Annotated in this window: 15 protein-coding genes; 7 read left to right on the top strand and 8 right to left on the bottom strand. The window is 70.5% G+C overall.

The features are described from left to right. Window positions 1-33: 33 nt before the first annotated feature. From OG289_RS31505 to OG289_RS31520, 4 genes are all read right to left on the bottom strand, one after another. Window positions 34-1,161 carry an acyltransferase family protein gene (locus tag OG289_RS31505; RefSeq protein WP_327317428.1) on the bottom strand — a complete coding sequence of 376 codons (1,128 nt, stop codon included), beginning with the start codon at window positions 1,159-1,161 and terminating at the stop codon, window positions 34-36. Between the two features lie 42 nt (window positions 1,162-1,203). Continuing rightward, entirely contained in the window at window positions 1,204-3,888 is a 2,685-nt protein-coding gene (locus OG289_RS31510; protein WP_327317429.1) for a glycosyltransferase family 4 protein, read from the bottom strand. Between the two features lie 127 nt (window positions 3,889-4,015). Continuing rightward, a complete protein-coding gene (locus tag OG289_RS31515) occupies window positions 4,016-5,386 on the bottom strand; it encodes a polysialyltransferase family glycosyltransferase (RefSeq protein WP_327317430.1) in 1,371 nt (456 codons plus the stop codon). Continuing rightward, entirely contained in the window at window positions 5,386-6,372 is a 987-nt protein-coding gene (locus OG289_RS31520; protein WP_327317431.1) for a glycosyltransferase family 2 protein, read from the bottom strand. Before OG289_RS31520 ends, OG289_RS31515 begins: the two co-directional genes overlap by 1 nt. A gap of 198 nt (window positions 6,373-6,570) precedes the next feature. Between OG289_RS31520 and OG289_RS31525 the strand changes: the two genes are divergently transcribed. The 4 genes from OG289_RS31525 (at window position 6,571) to OG289_RS31540 (ending at window position 11,454) form a co-directional block, all read left to right on the top strand. Further along, window positions 6,571-7,941 carry a DUF6716 putative glycosyltransferase gene (locus tag OG289_RS31525; protein WP_327317432.1) on the top strand — a complete coding sequence of 457 codons (1,371 nt, stop codon included), beginning with the start codon at window positions 6,571-6,573 and terminating at the stop codon, window positions 7,939-7,941. A 199-nt stretch (window positions 7,942-8,140) separates the two neighbouring features. Then, window positions 8,141-9,358 carry an N-acylneuraminate cytidylyltransferase gene (locus OG289_RS31530; protein WP_327317433.1) on the top strand — a complete coding sequence of 406 codons (1,218 nt, stop codon included), beginning with the start codon at window positions 8,141-8,143 and terminating at the stop codon, window positions 9,356-9,358. A gap of 13 nt (window positions 9,359-9,371) precedes the next feature. Then, window positions 9,372-10,319, top strand: a complete 948-nt coding sequence (locus tag OG289_RS31535; protein ID WP_327317434.1) for an N-acetylneuraminate synthase family protein — start codon at window positions 9,372-9,374, stop codon at window positions 10,317-10,319. 43 nt (window positions 10,320-10,362) lie between these two features. After that, window positions 10,363-11,454 (top strand): hypothetical protein, encoded by a 1,092-nt coding sequence (locus OG289_RS31540; protein WP_327317435.1) that lies wholly within the window; start codon window positions 10,363-10,365, stop codon window positions 11,452-11,454. A gap of 684 nt (window positions 11,455-12,138) precedes the next feature. On the opposite strand, the gene OG289_RS31545 is transcribed toward OG289_RS31540, so the two are convergent. After that, window positions 12,139-12,399: a hypothetical protein gene (locus OG289_RS31545; RefSeq protein WP_327317436.1), complete on the bottom strand. Its 261-nt coding sequence runs from the start codon at window positions 12,397-12,399 to the stop codon at window positions 12,139-12,141. Beyond that, window positions 12,396-12,644: a hypothetical protein gene (locus OG289_RS31550; protein ID WP_327317437.1), complete on the bottom strand. Its 249-nt coding sequence runs from the start codon at window positions 12,642-12,644 to the stop codon at window positions 12,396-12,398. Before OG289_RS31550 ends, OG289_RS31545 begins: the two co-directional genes overlap by 4 nt. Window positions 12,645-12,949: 305 nt before the next feature. Between OG289_RS31550 and OG289_RS31555 the strand changes: the two genes are divergently transcribed. Then, window positions 12,950-14,206, top strand: coding sequence for an amidohydrolase (locus tag OG289_RS31555; protein ID WP_327317438.1), 1,257 nt, complete (start codon window positions 12,950-12,952; stop codon window positions 14,204-14,206). A 106-nt stretch (window positions 14,207-14,312) separates the two neighbouring features. Here the strand turns inward: OG289_RS31555 and OG289_RS31560 are convergent, their stop codons facing one another. Both OG289_RS31560 and OG289_RS31565 read right to left on the bottom strand, forming a co-directional pair. Continuing rightward, on the bottom strand, window positions 14,313-14,768 hold the full coding sequence (locus OG289_RS31560) for a hypothetical protein (RefSeq protein ID WP_327317439.1): 456 nt from the start codon (window positions 14,766-14,768) through the stop codon (window positions 14,313-14,315). A gap of 68 nt (window positions 14,769-14,836) precedes the next feature. After that, window positions 14,837-15,469 carry a hypothetical protein gene (locus OG289_RS31565; RefSeq protein WP_327317440.1) on the bottom strand — a complete coding sequence of 211 codons (633 nt, stop codon included), beginning with the start codon at window positions 15,467-15,469 and terminating at the stop codon, window positions 14,837-14,839. Window positions 15,470-16,141: 672 nt separating this feature from the next. Here OG289_RS31565 and OG289_RS31570 point away from each other — a divergent pair. After that, window positions 16,142-17,209, top strand: coding sequence for a BMP family lipoprotein (locus OG289_RS31570; protein ID WP_327317441.1), 1,068 nt, complete (start codon window positions 16,142-16,144; stop codon window positions 17,207-17,209). Between the two features lie 242 nt (window positions 17,210-17,451). After that, window positions 17,452-18,504, top strand: coding sequence for a BMP family lipoprotein (locus OG289_RS31575; RefSeq protein ID WP_327317442.1), 1,053 nt, complete (start codon window positions 17,452-17,454; stop codon window positions 18,502-18,504). Window positions 18,505-18,565: the final 61 nt, after the last annotated feature.

Raw genomic sequence — 18,565 nt, forward strand, 5'->3', positions numbered from 1 at the left:
CTTTCCCCGGGCTGAACGTCCGGTGAACACCTCTCAGCGTGCCTTGGCCAGCGCCGTGCGCAGTCTCGGGGTCAGCGGCTTCTCGACGAACCGGTTCAGCAGCCAGGCCAGTACCAGCATCGAGGCTACGGTCAGGGCGAAGGTCGCCGCCGACGGCACGTGCAGTCCCCGGTGCAGGAAGCGGATGACCACCCAGCCGAGATGCTCGTGGACCAGGTAGAACGGGTACGTCAGCGCCCCGGCCACCGTCAGCCAGCGCCAGTTCGCCCAGTGCAGCAGGCCCAGGGCGATCGCCGCGACGGCCACGAAAGCGAAGGCGACCACCAGGACGATGCCGACTGTGGTGCGGTGGGCGAAGGCGTTCGGGTCCGAGGCGTTCCACAGGCCGCGCACCGCGTAGTGCTGGCCGATCAGGAAGCTGACGACGACGATGCCCCAGGCGTAGGCGTCCCGCCGGTCGCGGTGGACGAGGTGGAGACCGATGCCTCCGATGAAGAACGCCGCGTACTCGGGCATCACCACCAGGTCGAGCAGCGGCTGGTGCGCCGCCTGCGCGATCGCGGCCGCCGGCGTCCAGCCCGCGCAGAACATGACGACCCGCCGCCGGTTCGCCCCCGGCAGGACGACACACACCGCGAACAGCGCGTAGAAGCGGATCTCCACCCACAGCGTCCAGCACACGCCGAGCACCCGGTCGACGCCCAGCGGCTGCTGAAGCAGGGTCAGGTTCACCAGCGCGTCGCTCGGCGAGACGGCCTCGTAGACGACCGAGGGCAGGGCGAACACCGCCGTCACGAGCAGGACGGCGACCCAGTAGGCCGGCATCAGCCGGGACACGCGGGAGGCGACGAACGACTGCAGGGGCCGGCCCCAGCCGCTCATGCAGATCACGAACCCGCTGATCACGAAGAAGACCTGGACACCGAGGCAGCCGTAGGCGGCGAACTGGTGCAGCGTGGGGAACTGCGCCTTCGGCGAACTCCCCCACGCCCTGGTGACGTCACCGCCGCGCCCCGCGTAGTGGTACACCGCCACCATCAGCGCGGCGACCAGCCGCAGCCCGTCCAGGGCCCGGAGCCGGCCTTCCCGGCGTCTCGGTGGCGGCGCCACCGAGACGGGTCGTGCCTGTGCCTTGGACGTGGTCACGACCGTCTCGGTCATGCTGGGTACCCCTCGCAGTGGCCCGTGGGCCTTGGTGTGTGCTCAGTCCGACTTCAGGAGCCGGGCCGAGTGGTTGCCGAGCTGGACGCGGACCGCCTCCTTGCGCGCGAGCTGCCGGATCGACCGGCCGCGCGGGCCGAGCAGGTTCGCGACCCGCGCGACCTCGGTCCAGACCCGGGCGCGGTCGCCGCCCGCGATCGCCGCCGCGGAGAGCAGCCGGCACGCCTCCTCCGACTCGCCGCGCCGGGCCCGTATCTCCGCCATGCCGATGAGGACGTCCACCGGCTGTCTGCGGCGCAGGATCTCGGTGCCCACCCGCAGCGCGTCGTCGTGCCTGCCCGCGTCGAAGTGCCGGGTGAAGTCCTCGGCGAGGTACTTGCCGTGCCGGGCGAGCACGGCGGAGAACCGGGCGTTCGGCCAACCGTCGACGTCCGGTGACTCTCCGTCGGCCTCCGAACCGTCGTCGGTGTCCCGGTGCCGCACCGGCTCGCCCGGCCCGGGCAGCCCCAGCGCCGTCGTCATCCGGGCGGAGAAGGCGGGGATGTCGAAGAGCTCCTCGACGTCGCTGTACCCGGTCTCCGAGACCTCCTCGTCCAGCACCCGGCGCAGCGCGTCGAGCGCCGCGTCGGGCGTGTACTCGGAGAAGGAGCGGTAGCCGGGGACGCCCTCCAGCACCTCCCGGGACCCGACCCGGTGGTAGGTGACGGTCCGCAGCCGCTGCTGCACCGCCTCGACCACCGACAGCGGCATCGGGTCGTCGACGCTGGACAGGAAGAACACGTCGGAGGCGGCCAGCTCCTCCCGCACGCGGTCGCGGGAGAGCGCTCCCATCCACTCGACGCGGTCCGACAGCAGCGTGGAGGCGCCGATGCGCCACGTCTTGTGTCCGATCCACGCGAACCGCCACGGCAGCCCCTGTCCGTAGGCCAGTTCGGCGACCCGGGAGAACAGGTCGAGGCCCTTGCGGTCCTGCATGGAGCCCACCATCACGATCCGCGGCCGCTCACCGGGTGTGCGTCTCGCCCGCGCACGGTGGGTGTCGCGCGGGACGGTGTTGTAGACCACGACCGGGTCGCTCACCCCCAGCTGGCGGAACATGTCGGCCTGGGCGGTCGAGACGCACAGCACCTTCAGCCGCGGCATCAGGCTGAGCATCTCCTGGTGGCGCAGCGTGTGCTGCCCGCCCTCGAAGTTCATGACGTACTCGGTCTCGTGGGCGTACAGCACCACGGACTTCCCCTGGTCCTGCAGTGCCTGCACCAACTCGTTGGCCAGCGCGGACCGCCAGAACGGGGCGAGGCTGTTGACCAGGACGACCTCGGCGCCCGCCAGGTCCGCCAGGACGTCCTCGGCGCGGCTGTAGGCCCCGAGGTCGAAGTAGCGGACGTCGACCGGGCTCTGCGCGAGCAGCGCCTGCGTGTAGGTGAGGACGGGGATCGCCACGCCGGTGACGTACGAGAAGCCGAGCCCCAGCACGGCCAGCGAGCGCGGCCGGTCCATCCGGCCCCGCACGGCGCGCAGCGCCCGCTCGGCCCGGGACAGACCGGCGCGTCCGTCGTCGTCGGGTGACGCCCAGCGCGGGGCCGGCGGCTCGGCGGGCACGGAGGCCTGCTCGACGAGGCGCAGGACGCGCTCGGGGACGTCGTCCTGGAAGGCGATGAAGTGCTCGACGGGCTCACCGTGCACGTTGGCCGGGAACTTGCCCGAGCGCTGGAGGTCGGCGACCACGTCGACGAGCTCTCCGACGGTGCCCACGTTGCGCAGCAGCGGGTGGTTGATCGTCGGGAAGACGATGTCGAGCGGGGGCGGGCTGAAAAGGATCAGCGGGGTGCCCGCCCGCAGGGTCTGCAGGTAGGTCGTGGAGAAGAAGGTGACCGCGAGGTCGTAACCGTCGAGCCGCTCGGCGTCCAGCAGCGCCTTCTCGTCCAGGACCGTCACGTCGGGCAGGGTCCGCAGCCAGGTGAGATGGCCGTCCAGGGTGGAGGGGTGCGGCTTGATCTCCACCTCGCCGAACCCGGTGAGCGCGGCGCACAGTTCGGTGAGCTGTTCGCGGTGGTCGCCTCGGGAGAGCTTGTTCTGGTTGCTCAGCGGCTGGTCGAGCACCACGATGCGCAGCGGCTCGCCGGGGTCCTTGGCGTGCCGGTGGGTGGTGGAGCGGGCCGCCCGCAGCAGGGCCGGGTCGTCGCTGTGCCCGAGGGCGCCGGTGACGTGGACGGGCGGGTCGGCGTCGGCGGAGCGGAACAGCAGGTGGTGCGCGGTTGCCGGGCCCCAGACGCAGACGGCGGCGGGGGAGGAGGAGCCGTAGTACCAGTTCTGGTCGTGCAGTCCGGCGTCGGTCTTCTTGAAGTGGAAGTCGAGGTGGCCGTCCTGAACGAGGATCAGCGGCACGGTGCGGCCGAGGGTTCCGGCGACCCGGCGGCCGCGCTGCGACTGGTCGTTGAAGAACACCAGCCGGTCGATGCGCTCTGCATCTGCGAACGCGCTTATTCGGTACCCGAGTTCCTCCAGGAACTCCGCGTCGCTGAGCGCCTCGTCCACCGTGAAGAGATTGCGTGCCGCAAGGCCGTCGAAACGGGCCGTGGCCTCTTCCTCGATCCATGCCGCGACGTTTCCGTCCCGGTCGGCGGTGACCAGCAGGAACGAGTGGGCCTCGGCACCCTGGGCGCGCATGATCTCAGCGGCGAGGCCGACGCCGTTTCGGTTCTCGACAAACACAGCGATGCGCATCGATGTACCAGTCCACTCCGGGTACTTGGGGCAGCGGGAAGTCGCCCTTCTTTTGTGAATGAAATACGACCGTTTCCCCGGAGTGCGGAACCCAAAAGGAACACCCGGTGAATGTCCCGCGTCGAGGTCATGTCATCCGGCGGACCGTCCTGCGCAGTGCCCGCGCCCGTTGCACCGCCCGGCGTGCGGTGGAGTTGTGCGGCAGGAAGGACAGCCGCTGCGGGATGCCGCCCGGCAGCCCGAGCGAGGTCAGCCTCCTGCGCTTGAAGTACCGCTTGGTGCGCGGGCCCAGCCGGGTGCGCAGATACCGCTCGGCGACCGGACGCAGGCCCGGGTGGAGCTGAGCCTGCATCACGAAGCCGACGGTCTCGACCAGATCGGTCAGCGTCTCCGGCGGGACGGGCTTCTCGTCCTCGCGGTCCTCCAGGTCCGCCAGCAGCGCGTCGGCCAGCACGACGGGAACCCGGTTGCTGTTCTGGTAGGGGGCGAGCCGCTCCAGCAGCGACTCGGTGCCCACCCGGGCGACCGGCAGCTCGTACAGGGCGGACGCGGTGAACAGGGCGGTGGAGAAGCAGCCGGCGACCAGCGCGGGCCGCGCCTTGTCGAACAGCACCTCGGCGAGCACCGGCAGTTCCAGGACCGTCAGCTCCACGCCGAGCCGCTCCGCCTCGGTCTCCAGGGCGCGGCTGTAGCGGGCCGGGGCGCTCGGGTGCGGCTTGAAGACGACCGCGCGGTGGCCGCGGGCCACGGCGCCCCGCAGCATCCGCACATGCAGGTCCTCCTCCTCCTTCACGGAGAGGATCTCCAGCGCCGACAGGTACTGGCCGAGCAGCAGCGCGCAGTCGTCGGGCAGCGGCGGCAGGCCGGTCACGGAGTCGGCGACCTGGCCCAGCACCTTCAGGAACGCGGCCGTCGGCACGGTCCGCGCGGGCACCCCGAACTCGGTCAGCAGCAGCGGCACGAGACCCGGCACCAGGTCCAGGTGGAGCAGCCGCCGCACACGGGTGCCGATCAGCGGGTCGAGCTTGTTGCGGGTGGGCCCGTAGCTCATCAGCCCGTCGGCGTAGACCGCGACGGGTGCCCCCGGGAACAGCTGGGCGACGGCCTGGGCGGGGTTGACCTGGATGGACTCCAGGACTATCTCCACCCGGTCGTCGCCGAGGCCCCAGAGCAGCCGCAGATAGCGCTCGAAGAGGGGGACGTCGTCGGGGCGCGGCGACCAGGTGCTCGGGTGGAAGGGGCTGATGGCCTCGTTCCAGGAGAGCACCTCGTCGAAGCGGTCCCGCAGCGGCTCGAAGCCGGGCATCTCGTCGAGGGCCGGGGTGGTCTCCGGCGTCGTCGCGTTGTTGCACACCAGCAGCAGCCGTCGGTCCGACGCGGTGAAGCAGTCGGCGTCGAGGGCGGCGGCGAGGGTGGCGGCGCCGTAGAGGGTCGAGGCGCAGAAGATCTGCGTGGTGCGGCTCGTGGCGCCGGTCGTGGCGGGAGTTGTGTTCGTCATCAGGCGGCCGCCTTGGCGGAGGTGATCTGGCGGCGCAGTCGCCGCAGCTTGGAGGAGCGGCGCAGGTCCATCCGGTCCAGGACGTCCGTGAGCAGGTCCTGCGGCATCCGCTTGATCGCGGCCGCGCTCATCGTGCGCAGCTGCTTGGCGACGGCCGGCTCGAACTTGTCGGTCTCCGCGAGGTGGTGGGCGATGATCGCGCAGTACGTGCGCACCGCCTTCGGCAGCAGCCGGTCGGCGTCCGGGTCCGCGGCCGTCTCCTCGATGACCTGGTCGAAGGCGCGGATGAAGTCCAGTTGGCGGACGTCGCCGATCTGGGTGAGGGAGGAGGCGACCCCGCGGCGGTAGAAGACGCCGTGCAGGTTCACCACGGCGAACGACTCCGCCTCCCGGTGCAGTTTCCAGATCCAGGGCCGGTCCTCGGCGGTGCGCAGACCGTCGGTGAAGTGCAGCAGACCGCGGTCGAGGAGGCGGCGGTGGTAGGCGCCGGCCCAGGCGTAGGCGTAGTCGACGGACGTGGAGCGCTCGGCGGGCAGGATCGCCCCGCGCGGGTCGAGGACCTCGCCGCGCAGCCCGTGCGGGTGGCGGACCACCGTGCGGGCGAGGCCGGTGGCCTGGACGTGGTCGGTGCGCACGAAGTCGCAGCCCAGCTCCTCGATCGCCGCGACCAGCCGGCCCAGGTGACCGCGGGCGAGCCAGTCGTCGCCGTCCAGAAACGTCAGGTATTCACCCTGGGACGCGTCGAGGCCCGTATTGCGTGCGGTGGCGAGACCGCCGTTCTCCTCATGGCGGACATAACGTACCCGGGCGACCTTCGAAAGCCCCTCGACCGCCTGTTCGAGAATGGCGGGAGTTTCATCCTTTGAATGATCATCGACCAGTACGAACTCAAAATCGTGACTGGCGTTCAGATGAAGGCTTCTCAGGGTGTCCGGTGCGAATTGGCGGACGTTGTAGAACGGCACGATCACAGAAAGCTTTGGCACCTGAGAAACCCTAGAAGGGCGTCCGGCGGCGGAACTTTCCGTTGCGGAGACAGGGGGTGAAATCGATGTGTCGGAATAGTGCACCCCGTGTTCCCGAAGGCGGTTGACGGGCCAGTTCGGTGTTCGGTGGCGCGTTGTTAACTTCCCGTTGAGTGGGGGTTGGGCAAAGCCAGGGATTTGCTTTCTAGCGTCGTTGCCGTGCCAGCAAGTACTGCGAACCCCCCACGGATTGCCGTCCTCGCGGACTCCGACACCCGATGGAAATGGGGTGCGCTGACCGCGACGCGGATCGCGCCGTCCATGGAAACCGGATCCGGGAGCGAGGCGCAACCCGCCCCCGTCCTGGACGGTTTCCTGCTGCGCGGCCGGGCCACCCCCACCCCGCGCCAGCTGGCCGAGGTGGGCGTGCGCGCCGACTCCCTGCGCGAGGTCACCGCCGTCGAGTTCCTGCGCGCCATGACGCGGACCCCGTACGACGTCCTCGTCCTCGCGCTCGTCGGCGGCGGCGTCCAGGCGATCCTGCACGGCCTCAAGCGGATCTGGGAGGGCGACGGGGAGGGCCGGAGCGAGCGGCCCGTCGTCGTCACCGGCTATGTCGGCGTCGTCTACGAGAAGCTCGCCGACGGTCTGCTGCTGCGGCACGGCGCCGACCTCGTCCTCGCCAACTCCCGCCAGGACGCGGAACGTTTCCGCGCCGTGTACGAGGGGGTGGGCGCCGACGCCTCGTCGGTGACCGAGGTCGCCCTGCCGTTCCTGGGCGGTGCCCCGTACACGGGTGAACACGACCCCTACACGGTCGTCTTCGCCGCGCAGCCCTCCGTTCCGGAGAACCGCAGGGACCGTACCTACCTGCTGAACCGGCTGGTGCAGCACGCGCGGCTGCACCCCGAGCGCGAGGTGCTGCTGAAGCTCCGCTCGAAGCCGGGTGAACACACCACCCACATCGAGGAGCTGCCCTACCAGAAGCTGGCGCAGAAGCACGGGCTGCCGCCCAACTTCCGCCTGGTGTACGGAAACATGGGCGAGGTCCTCGACCGCACCGACCTCATGGTCACGGTCAGCTCGACGGCCGCCCTGGAGTCCCTGCACCGCCGCATCCCCACGGTCGTCCTCACCGACCTCGGGGTGCGCGAGGCGCTCGGCAACCACCACTTCGTCGGCTCCGGCTGCCTCGCCTCCTGGGACCAGCTCGACGCCGGCCACCGCCCCGCCCCCGACGAGGACTGGGTGGCCCGCCAGGGTGTCGCCGCCGGCGGTACCCCCTCGGGGGGAGGCTCGTACGCCTCCTCGTGGGACGTGGCCCGCGAACGCATCGCCAAGCTGCTCGCCCTCCCCGGCGGCCTGCCGGCCCTGACCCCCTACTACACACCCGCCACCGCACCCGGCTACCTCCCCGGCATCCTCGCCCGCCACCACCTCGGCCCCGACGGCAACCCCCTCCCCGGCGCCCCGTCCACCGACAAGGACCCGGGCCCGGTCCGCCAGATCGTCCGCCGGGCGGCACGGGGCGCCTACCGCCACGGGGTGCAGCGGGTGGCCCCGGTGATCCGGCGGATGGGGGAGCTGTGAGCGGGGACCTTCCGGCGGCACGCCACGCCCGAGACACCGCACCCGTCCGCCGCCGTGCCCGGCGTGCGGGGTCCGTCTCCCGTCCGGCTGGGGCGAGCCGCCGACGGGCGCCGTTCCGCACCGTCGCCGTGGTGCGCGTTCGCCGGTCGGTGGAGGGAGCGCCGTGAGTCACCGTCTTTCACGTCAAGGAGAAGAGCTGATGTCCTACTCACCAGCGGGCGTGCGCCGCGTGCTCGCCGTGATTCCCGCGCGCGGTGGCTCCAAGGGTGTGCCCGCGAAGAATCTCGCCCCCGTCGGCGGGGTGCCGCTGGTCGCCCGGGCGGTCCGTGAGTGCCGGGCCACCCGGCTCGTCACGGACGTGGTCGTCTCCACCGACGACCACGCCATCGCGGCGGCGGCGCGCGAGGCAGGCGCCGAGGTCGTGCTGCGCCCGGCCGCCCTCGCCGGCGACACCGCCACGTCCGAGGCCGCCGTCCTGCACGCCATGGACGCCCACGAGGCCCTGCACGGCGCGCCCGTCGACGTCGTCCTGCTCGTCCAGTGCACCAGCCCCTTCCTCGTCCGCGAGGACGTCGACGGCGTCGCCGGCGCGGTCGTCGAGCAGGGCGCGGACACCGCGGTGACCGTCGCCCCCTTCCACGGCTTCCTCTGGCGCCACTCGGACGAGGTGAGCGAGGGCGGCTTCGGCGTCAACCACGACAAGACCCACCGCCCGCGCCGCCAGGACCGCCCCCAGGACTTCCTGGAGACCGGCGCCGCCTACGCGATGGACGCGGCCGGCTTCCGCGAGCACCGGCACCGCTTCTTCGGCCGCACGGAACTCGTCCGCACCGACCCCGCCCGGGTGCTGGAGATCGACGACCCGCACGACCTCGCCCGGGCCCGCGCCCTCGCCCCGCTTCTCGACGCGGACCTCCCCGGCGCCCTCCCCACCGCCTCCGACATCGACGCCGTCGTCCTCGACTTCGACGGCACCCAGACCGACGACCGGGTGCTGATCGACTCCGACGGACGGGAGTTCGTCTCCGTCCACCGCGGCGACGGCCTGGGCATCGCCGCCCTGCGCCGCAGCGGCCTGCGGATGCTGATCCTCTCCACCGAACAGAACCCCGTCGTCGCCGCCCGCGCCCGGAAACTCGAGCTCCCGGTCCTGCACGGCATCGACCGCAAGGACCTCGCGCTCAAGCAGTGGTGCGAGGAACAGGGCATCGCGCCGGAGCGCGTGCTCTACGTCGGCAACGACGTCAACGACCTCCCCTGCTTCGCCCTCGTCGGCTGGCCGGTGGCGGTCGCGAGCGCCCACGACGTCGTACGCGGCGCCGCCCGCGCGGTCACCACCGTCCCCGGTGGCGACGGCGCGATCCGGGAGATCGCCGGCTGGATCCTCGGCCACTCCCTCGACACCCTCACCAAGTAAGGAACGTTCCGCCATGAGCACCAGCAGCATCAACTCCCGCCTGCGCTTCCTCGGTTCGCGCCCCGTCGGCCCCGGTCACCCCGTCTACGTCACCGGCGAGATCGGCATCAACCACAACGGCGACCTCGACAACGCCTTCCGGCTGATCGACGCCGCCGCCGAAGCCGGCTGCGACGCCGTCAAGTTCCAGAAGCGCACGCCCGAGATCTGCACCCCGCGCGACCAGTGGGACATCGAGCGCGACACGCCCTGGGGCCGGATGACGTACATCGACTACCGCCACCGCGTCGAGTTCGGCGAGGACGAGTACCGCCGGATCGACGCGTACTGCAAGGAGAAGGACATCGCCTGGTTCGCGTCCCCGTGGGACACCGAGGCGGTCGCCTTCCTGGAGAAGTTCGACGTCCCCGCGCACAAGGTGGCCTCCGCCTCGCTGACGGACGACGAACTGCTGCGCGCCCTGCGCGGCACGGGCAGGACGGTCATCCTGTCCACCGGCATGTCCACCCCGAAGCAGATCCGCCACGCGGTCGAGGTCCTCGGCTCGGACAACATCCTGCTCTGCCACGCCACGTCCACCTACCCGGCGAAGGCCGAGGAGCTCAACCTCCGCGTGATCAACACGCTGGAGCTGGAGTACCCCAACGTCCCGATCGGCTACTCCGGCCACGAGACGGGCCTGCAGACCTCCCTCGCCGCCGTCGCCCTCGGCGCGGTCTTCGTCGAGCGTCACATCACCCTCGACCGCGCGATGTGGGGCTCCGACCAGGCGGCCTCCGTCGAGCCGGGCGGCCTCAACCGCCTCGTCCGCGACATCCGCACCATCGAGGCCTCCCTCGGCGACGGCGTCAAGAAGGTCTACGACTCCGAACTCGCCCCCATGAAGAAGCTGCGCCGCGTGTCGGGCGTCGTCACTGAGGCGGAGATCGCGGCGGCGGCGGGCGAACCGGTCGCCGTGTGACCTGCTCACCCCTCCGAGTGCCTTACGGGATGGTCGTCCGACGATGAGTCCTCGCGCCGGGAAGAACACCGGCCCCACCCCCCACACCCTCGCCTTCGTCGAGAGCCCGGTGCAGCTCCTGAACGTCCTGGAGTGGGCGCACGCCCGGGAACTCCACCGGAAGGAGGAGCCCGGCGCGGGGTTCACCCTCGTCGTCCTGTCCCCGACCGACCCGATGACCCGCGGCCAGCTGCGCCGCATGGCCGAACTGGCCCGTAGGGAAGGCCACACGGTCCGCTGGGAGGAGGCCCGCGGCGGCGCCTTCGCCCCCTTCCGCACGATCGGCGGCCTCACCCGGCTGCTGCGGCGCGCGGAACGGATGGTGATGGGCGACCCGTTCTCCCGTTACGTCCAACTGCTGCTGACGATCACCAGGGCCGGCGAACTGGTCGTGGTGGACGACGGCACGGCGACGATGGAGTTCGTGGGCCAACTCGCCCGCGGCGAACGCCTCGTGCGCTGGCACCGCAAGGGCGGCCGGTCCGGCCCCCGCGACGTGCTCTTCGCCCCGGTCTCCGGCGCGGCCCGCCGCCGTCTCACCCCGAGCGCCGACCGCCGGGTCGAGGTCTTCTCCTCCATGCCGATAGAGGAGGCCCCCGACGGCGTCACGCTCACGTCCAACGACTTCGCCTGGACCCGCGACCGCTTCGGCCCGCCGCGTGTGACGAAGAGCGCGGACATGGTGGGCACCTCGCTGGTGGAGACGGGGGTGGTGGACGCCGACCGTTACCTGGCGGCGGTCCAGGCGCTGGCCAGGGCCCACGGCGCCACCCGCTACTTCGCGCACCGCCGCGAGAGCGCGGACAAACTCCACCGACTGGCGGTCGAGACGGGTCTGGAGGTCGTCCGCCCGGAGCTCCCCCTGGAACTGATCGCCCGCAGGGGCCCGATAGGCCGGACGGTGCTCAGCTTCCCGTCGACGGTCGTCCACACGCTGCCCCTGGCGCTCTCCGGGACCGACGTCCGGGTGGCCGTCTGCGACATCGACCCGGCCTGGCTGACGGAACACGCCTCGCCCAGAGCGCAGGGGTTCCTGTCCGGCGTGACGGGAACGGCGACGGACGTGCACCGGCTGGCGGCGGTGAGCGCGATCTGAGGGCGGCCGCGGGCTGTCAGCCCGGCTTGCGGGCCGGCAGGAAGGCGCGGGGGCTGTTCGGCCCCCTCGCCGGGTTCGAGCACGACCCGGGCCCGCACGTCGAACCCGGCGCCGGCCGGCAGGTCGGCCACCGCCTCCGGCCGCCGCCAGTAATAGTCCGAGATCGTGCGCCCGAACCGCTCCGAGAGGTGCTGCTCCTCCCCGTCCCCGGTCTGGAAGGCGAGCAGCAGATACCCGCCGGGGACGAGGACGCGCCGGAACTCGCCGAGGACGGCGGGGAGTCGGCGGTCGGGTATGCGGATGACGGAGTACAGGCAACGTTTGCCCGTGAAGGAGCGGCGTCCGGTGCGTGCTCTGGGGGTCCCCCCCCCGGGGCCGAAGGCTGGGGGAGTGCCGGCCGAAGGCCCTCGTACTGGACGTACTTGGGTCTTCGTCCGGTGCGGCGAGTGGGGGCACCTCCCACGCCCTTGAGGCAGTGGGGGAGCGTGCCGGGCGTCGCGACGGGGCGAACGTCGCCTGTTACGGCACCAGCAGTCCTCCCAGGCTCCGGTCGGGCAGGTCGAGAGCGGTCATCGACCCGACGTGGAACCGCACTCCGGGGATGGGTGCGGGCGGCCGGCGCCACCATGCGCGGCGAGACGTCGATCCCGAACACGGGGACGTCGACGGCGTGCAGCAGAGCGGTCACCGCCCCGGGCCCGCACCCCACGTCGGCGACGGGCTCGCTTCCCCGCCCCTTGACCGCTCGGCGAACCCGCAGATCAGTGCCCGGTCCCGAGGCCGCCGCCCGAGCCCGTCCGAGGGGAAGGCCTCGGCGAAGTCCTCGGCGATGGCGTCGTACGACTCCCGGGTGGCACGAAGAAAGCCGGCCTCTTCGTCTCCGCTCACGTCCACGCGCATGTCCACGTCCACGCCTGCGTCCACGTTCCGGTCTGCGTCCGTCATGGGGGCGCACGCCACCGCTCGTCCTGTTCCTCTTCCTCCTCCCAACGGCCGAACCCGTCGAAGAAGCTTTCCTCGCTCTCGGTGCGCCCCCGGTCCCGCCACCAGGAGATCACCCACACCACACCCCCGAGCGCACACACCGTGACGGTCATCACCGTCAGCCCGGTCAGCGTCAGTGCCGCTATGCCTCTCGCCAGAATCCCGGGGATCCGCTCCTCACCGCAGCCGCACGTCATCCTGTCCATGAGGGCACCGTGCCCGTCGTACGCCTGTTCGTCGCGCTGCGTGGCGGAATCGCCGCGTGGCGGTGATGATTCCGGGATCGGTCCCGTTCCGTGGACAGGCACGGCGTGCCATCAGTGGTCCGTGGTATCCGTGAGAGGAAGGAAGAAATGTGGGTGCCGACCGCGAAATCGGCGGAGTTTACCCACCCCCCACAGCAGCCATGCGCCGCGCGGCCGACTTTTCTTCGCCTGACGGGTTGAAGTTTTGTTGATCGTAGGTCGGTCGACCGCTCCGGCGTCCTACCCTTCAGAGGGTGAAGCAACTGATGTCCCGAGAGTCCGAGGCCGATCCTTCCGGGGAAGACGTGCTCCCCGATGCCCAGCGGGTTGCCCTTCCCGGCACCCTGCCGGAGGCGCTGCGCGCAGAACTCGTGGCCTTCCGCCGCGACCTGCACATGCACCCCGAGCTCGGCAACCAGGAGTTCCGTACGACGGCCGCGATCAAGGCCCGCCTCGAGAAGGCGGGGCTGAAGCCGCGCGTGCTCGCCATCGGGACCGGCCTCATCTGTGACATCGGGGTGGTGGACGGACGGGCCGACGGCGTTCCCGTCCTCGCGATGCGGGCCGACATCGACGCGCTGCCCATCCCGGACATGAAGAGCGAGTGCGCCTACCGCTCGACCGTGCCCGACCGCGCGCACGCCTGCGGCCACGACGTGCACACCACCGTCGTCCTCGGCGCCGGCCTGGTCCTGGCGGAGCTGCACCGGCAGGGGCGGCTTCCGCGGCCCGTGCGGCTGATCTTCCAGCCCGCCGAGGAGGTGCTGCCCGGCGGCGCCGCCGACGCCATCGAGTGCGGGGCGCTGGACGGCGTCGGGCGGATCATCGCCGTGCACTGCGACCCCCGCGTCGACGCCGGCAAGGTCGGACTGCGGGAAGGCGCCATCACCTCCGCCTGCGACCGGCTGGAGATCGCCCTGGACGGCCCCGGCGGCCACACCGCCCGCCCCCACCTGACCACCGACCTCGTCACCGCCGCCGCCCGGGTCGTCACCGACGTGCCCGCGCTGGTCGGCCGCCGCATGGACACGCGCGCCGGGCTCGCCGTCACCTGGGGCCGGATCGAGAGCGGGCACGCGCCGAACGTCATCCCGCAGCACGCCGAGCTCTCCGGGACCGTCCGCTGCCTGGACCTCGAGGCGTGGCGGCAGGCCCCGGACATCGTCGTCGCGGCGATCGACGAGGTCGCCAACCTGCACCGGGCCAAGTCGGAGATCAACTACGTGCGGGGCGTCCCGCCCGTGGTCAACGACGCCGACGTCACCGCGCTGCTGCGGGACGCCATGGTCGCCCGGCGCGACGAAGAGGCCGTGGAGGGCACCGAGCAGAGCCTCGGCGGCGAGGACTTCTCCTGGTACTTGGAGCGGGTGCCCGGCGCGATGGCCCGGCTGGGCGTCCGCACGCCCGGTGAGCGCACCGTGCGCGATCTGCACCAGGGCGACTTCGACGCCGACGAGTCGGCGATCACCGTCGGCGTGGAGCTCTTCACGGCGGCGGCGCTGCTGGACGCGGCCCAGAGGTGAGCCGACGACGGCGGAACGGCTGAGGCCGTCCGACACCGAGTCGGACGGCCTCACCAGAAGCTGCGGGGTCCTGAGGGCGGCAGGTGCGGCGCTCGCGGCTGTGCCCTCACATGGGGTGCGTGCCGGACACGACGGCTATCCTCCAGGTCGCCGCACCCTTGCTGACGTGCACGGACAAGGCCTGTTCGACGAGGTCCGTGTAGACCTGTCCGATGGTGATGGGCCCGTCGCACTTGACGCGGTTGGGGGCCTGGTCCGGGTGCTTGCGGTCGACGATGGTCACCGTGCCCGCTCCCGAGCAGCTGGCGTGGACGGTGTAGGCGTCCGTCACCGGTTCGAACGCGGGAAGGTCGGTGTCCGCGGTGCCCTCGGTCACGGGGACGAGGAGCCGAGCCCCGGCCGGAAGGTCGAGTCCCGATCCCCTGACGGGCTTGACGGACTGCCCGGAGCGCGCGGCGGGGGAGCTCTTGGCGTCGTGCGGTGCGGTGTCGTCGGTTGCCGTGCAGGCGGCCGTGAGCAACACGACGAGCAGCGCGGGGACGGCGATGGCGCCGCGGCCCATGGATTCTCCTTGGTGGGATGCCGCGGCCCCGGCGGGAATTCCGGGGTCGCGCACATGGTCGACCGGGGTCAGTTGATCTCCCAGCCCTCTCGGTAGGGCGCCCACACCGTCATGTTCCTCTTGTTGGTCACCGAGCAGTCGCCGTGCAGGGTGGCCGTGTAACCCTGGATGTTCTCCTTCATGATTCCGTAGTCGCCGGTCACGGTGGAGTGGGCCTTCACCTTGCCGCTGGTCCCCACGTTCAGTGACGACGTCCAGCTCTTCGCGGCATTGACGTTGACTTCGGCTTTGATTTGCCCGAGCCACCTCACCTTGAGCTCTTTGCTGATGGTGAGGGAGGCGCCGATGGTCGTGGTTCCCGACCGCTGCGAGGTGAAGCTGTAATCGATCGCGTAGGACTTGTTGTTCGTGACGTACGTCGAATACTTGACGGACATCGTGTTCTTCACGTTCTTCGTGATGTGGACGAAGTCCCCGGTCACGCTGCAGTGGCTGCCTGACGAGGATTGGGGCTCCTTGAGCGTCGGGCCGTCGACTTCGCCGGTGATCGGACGGTCCTCGTCCAGCGGCTTGTCGCTCTCCACCCCGGTCACCGGCGCCGTCGAGTCGGCGGCCGGCGGTTGCGCATCGAGGTCTCCCGCGAGTGCCGGTGTCGCACTTCCCATGAGCAGCAGACCGGTCATGACTGCTGCAGCATGCATCTTCAACACATGTACCCCCTGAATGGGCGGCCCCCGGTGAGGGCTGCCGTGGCATGAGCATTACAGCAGGCAACGCCGAACAACAGGCAATTGAGCAGATCTTGAGGTGTACGGACCAATTGATTCGCCGGACCCTCGCCAAGGAGGTGAAGCGGGTATCCGGAGTCGTGCGATGCATGAATGCCACCGGCTCGATCGCGCGGTTTATGCGCCCGCTCCCGGCTTTGCCGTGTCCGGTGCCACGAACTCGGCGTTGCCGTGTCCGGTGCCACGAACTCGGCGATCTCCATCCGTCGGCCGTCGACGAGTCGGGGGGCCGCGCGGAGCGGTGCGCGGGCCGGAGTGGAGCGCGGGCGCGGGCCGGTGCGGCAGGTGTCCCTGCCGATCGCGCCCTCGTCGGCCGCCAAGTCGGCACCTGGCCCGAAAGGTGCCCCTTCATCACCTTGTGTCACTCACCCGTAACCCCGGGGCCGCACTTGTAACCCAACCCCGGCACGAATCGATAACGGCCGCGAGAAACCCCGTTCCCCTCCCCTTCTACGCGCGTTACTGTGCGCCGGAATCGCCACCGGGAACGGCTCGTCGGGGAAGCCCTCACGGAACGGCGCCACCAAGGGGAAAGCGGGCCGGTCACGGCGCCGTGGGGATGAAGGGGTGCTTGCTATGCGTTTCATGTCTCGGAGGACCAGATTCTCCCGGGCCGCGGTGACCGTCGCGGTCGTCGCGCTCGCCGCCGCCGGCTGCGGCAAGTCCAGCACCGACTCCAAGTCGAGCGACTCGGAATCCAGCAGCGGCACATACTCGGGCAAGGGCATCGGCCTCGCGTACGACATCGGCGGCAAGGGCGACCAGTCGTTCAACGACGCCGCCTACGCCGGTTTCCAGAAGGCCGAGAAGGAGTTCAAGCTCGGCGGCCAGGACATCGAGCCGCAGGACGGCGAGTCCGACGCGGACAAGGTGCAGCGCCTCACCCAGCTCGCCCAGGCCGGCTACAACCCGGTGATCGGCGTCGGCTTCGCCTACGCGCCGGCCGTCAAGGAGGTCGCCGCCAAGTTCCCGAAGATCACCTTCGGGATCATCGACGACGAGCAGATCCAGGCGAAGAACGTCGCCGACATGGTCTTCCACGAGGAGCAGGCCTCGTACCTGGCCGGTGTCGCCGCCGCCAAGGCCTCCAAGAAGGCGCACATCGGCTTCATCGGCGGTGTGGACATCCCGCTGATCCACAAGTTCGAGGCCGGGTACGTCCAGGGCGCCAAGTCGGTCAACCCGAGCATCAAGATCGAGTCGCAGTACCTGACCGAGACGGCTCAGGAAGGCGGCTTCTCCAGCCCCGACAAGGGCAAGGACGCGGCCGGCGGCCAGATCGAGGCCGGCGCGGACGTGCTGTACCACGCGGCCGGCCTGTCCGGTCAGGGCGTGATCACCGAGGCCGCCGCCAAGAAGGTGTGGGCCATCGGCGTCGACTCCGACCAGTACAACCAGAGCGCGCTGAAGGCGTACAAGGACTACGTCCTCGGCTCGGCCCTGAAGAACGTCGGCGGCGCCGTCTACGACCTCGTGAAGTCCGTCGTCGACGGCAAGCCGCTCTCCGGCGTGGTCCGCGGCAGCCTCTCCAACGACGGCGTCGGCTTCGCCGACTCCAACCCGAAGTACAAGGCGATGACGGACGTCGTCGCGGCCGTCGACAAGGCCAAGAAGGCCATCATCGACGGCACGGTCAAGGTCAACACCAAGTAACCGGCGGGTAACGTCCCCCACGGGCCCGCACCGGCCCCGGCTACGCCCTTACGGGCGTCCTTGCAGCCCATGCGCCCCTTGCCTCCCGCAAGGGGCGTTCTGCTGTCCGTAACCTGGGCTCCATCTGTGGCCACAGCTCGGTAACGGACCGGACAGAAGGGTTTTTCCGTCCGGTCTACGCGCGTTACGCTGCGGCGGAACCAGCGCCTGGTTTGGGCGCTTGCACAAAGGAGTCAAGTTCCATGCGCCGGGTGTCCCGAATCGCGGCTGCGGGTGTTGCCACCGCAGCTCTCGCCGTGACCGTTTCCGCTTGTGGAAGCTCGTCCACGTCGTCCTCCTCCTCCAACAGCAGCGACAAGAACCTGGGCCTCGCGCTCGCGTACGACGTCGGCGGCAAGGGTGACCAGTCCTTCAACGACGCCGCGACGGCCGGCCTGACCAAGGCCGACAAGGAGTTCGGCTACAAGTCCACCGCCGTCGAGCCGCAGGACGGCGAGTCGGACGCGGACAAGGTGCAGCGCCTGGAGAGCCTCGCCAAGCAGGGCTACAACCCGGTGATCGGCGTCGGCTTCGCCTACGCGCCGGCCGTCAAGGAGGTCGCGGCCAAGTACCCGAAGACCACCTTCGGCATCGTCGACGACGAGCAGATCAAGGCCGACAACGTCGCCGACCTCGTCTTCCACGAGGAGCAGGCCTCCTACCTGGCCGGCGTCGCCGCCGCCAAGGCCACCAAGACCAACACCGTCGGCTTCGTCGGCGGCGTGGACGTCCCGCTGATCCACAAGTTCGAGGCGGGCTTCAAGCAGGGCGTCACGGACACCAAGAAGGGCGTCACGGTCAAGTCGCAGTACCTGACCGAGACCGCCGCCGAGGGTGGCTTCTCCAGCCCCGACAAGGGTGAGAGCGCTGCCGAGGGCCAGATCGACGCCGGTGCGGACGTCGTCTACGCCGCCGCCGGTCTGTCCGGCCAGGGTGTCATCAAGGCCGCCAACGCCCACAAGGTCTGGGCCATCGGCGTCGACTCCGACCAGTACAAGCAGGACGCGCTGAAGGCGTACAAGGCCTCGATCCTCACCTCGGCCATGAAGAACGTCGAGGGCGCGGTCTACACGCTGGCCAAGTCCGTGCACGACGGCAAGCCGGCCACCGGCGTGGTCCGCGGCAGCCTCGAGAACGGCGGTGTGAGCGTGTCGAACTCGAACCCGACCTTCGCGAACAACGCCGACATCCAGGCCGCGATCAAGAAGGCCGAAGAGGGCATCAAGAACGGCTCCATCACGGTGAAGACCTCCTGACCCCACGGTGCTGAACCGGTCAGAACCCTTGGCCGCGGAGCCGCTGCAATGACAGCGTTAC

Source organism: Streptomyces sp. NBC_01235 (assembly GCF_035989285.1).
Lineage (GTDB): Bacteria > Actinomycetota > Actinomycetes > Streptomycetales > Streptomycetaceae > Streptomyces.

Coding starts and splice junctions, on each gene's coding strand:
- OG289_RS31505 (WP_327317428.1), bottom strand. CDS start 1,161: ATGACCGAGACGGTCGTGACCACGTCCAAGGCACAGGCACGACCCGTC.
- OG289_RS31510 (WP_327317429.1), bottom strand. CDS start 3,888: ATGCGCATCGCTGTGTTTGTCGAGAACCGAAACGGCGTCGGCCTCGCC.
- OG289_RS31515 (WP_327317430.1), bottom strand. CDS start 5,386: ATGACGAACACAACTCCCGCCACGACCGGCGCCACGAGCCGCACCACG.
- OG289_RS31530 (WP_327317433.1), top strand. CDS start 8,141: ATGTCCTACTCACCAGCGGGCGTGCGCCGCGTGCTCGCCGTGATTCCC.
- OG289_RS31535 (WP_327317434.1), top strand. CDS start 9,372: ATGAGCACCAGCAGCATCAACTCCCGCCTGCGCTTCCTCGGTTCGCGC.
- OG289_RS31540 (WP_327317435.1), top strand. CDS start 10,363: ATGAGTCCTCGCGCCGGGAAGAACACCGGCCCCACCCCCCACACCCTC.
- OG289_RS31545 (WP_327317436.1), bottom strand. CDS start 12,399: ATGACGGACGCAGACCGGAACGTGGACGCAGGCGTGGACGTGGACATG.
- OG289_RS31550 (WP_327317437.1), bottom strand. CDS start 12,644: ATGGACAGGATGACGTGCGGCTGCGGTGAGGAGCGGATCCCCGGGATT.
- OG289_RS31555 (WP_327317438.1), top strand. CDS start 12,950: ATGTCCCGAGAGTCCGAGGCCGATCCTTCCGGGGAAGACGTGCTCCCC.
- OG289_RS31560 (WP_327317439.1), bottom strand. CDS start 14,768: ATGGGCCGCGGCGCCATCGCCGTCCCCGCGCTGCTCGTCGTGTTGCTC.
- OG289_RS31565 (WP_327317440.1), bottom strand. CDS start 15,469: ATGCATGCTGCAGCAGTCATGACCGGTCTGCTGCTCATGGGAAGTGCG.
- OG289_RS31570 (WP_327317441.1), top strand. CDS start 16,142: ATGTCTCGGAGGACCAGATTCTCCCGGGCCGCGGTGACCGTCGCGGTC.
- OG289_RS31575 (WP_327317442.1), top strand. CDS start 17,452: ATGCGCCGGGTGTCCCGAATCGCGGCTGCGGGTGTTGCCACCGCAGCT.